This is a genomic window from Vallitalea maricola, from assembly GCF_036985595.1.
Classification (GTDB): Bacteria; Bacillota; Clostridia; order Lachnospirales; family Vallitaleaceae; genus Vallitalea; species Vallitalea maricola.
The window spans coordinates 1-301 of sequence record NZ_BTPU01000171.1 but is presented as its reverse complement, the minus strand read 5'-3'; the positions used below and the strand labels follow the sequence as shown (position 1 = coordinate 301).

Here is a 301-nt window from a genome sequence, read left to right as displayed (position 1 = left end):
ATTCCTTTAAATACACTGTTATATAGTGGATTTAAAGGAATGAACGGTATCCTTCTTGGAGGTAAAATGGATTCTCAAAATATATTTGATGTTCAAATGGACTATAAGCAAAGAAGTGTAGCACTTAACCCAGGTTTTGGATATCTTATAAACAGAAGTGATTACATAACCATAAAGACACCTCAATTATGATGGGGGTGAATCTTTGTGGTGAAATTTGTCTTGTGTGATAGTTCAACATTATATATGGAAAAATTAAAAAAACAGATACAGAACATTATAGATCAAACGGGATATAACA

Annotated in this window: 1 protein-coding gene; it reads left to right on the top strand. The window is 30.9% G+C overall.

Annotated features, from left to right (window positions below; genetic code table 11):
- Positions 1-192 (top strand): hypothetical protein (locus tag AACQ14_RS23750; protein WP_339366019.1); only part of this gene is annotated, 192 nt, incomplete at its 5' end.
- Positions 193-301 lie beyond the last annotated feature (109 nt).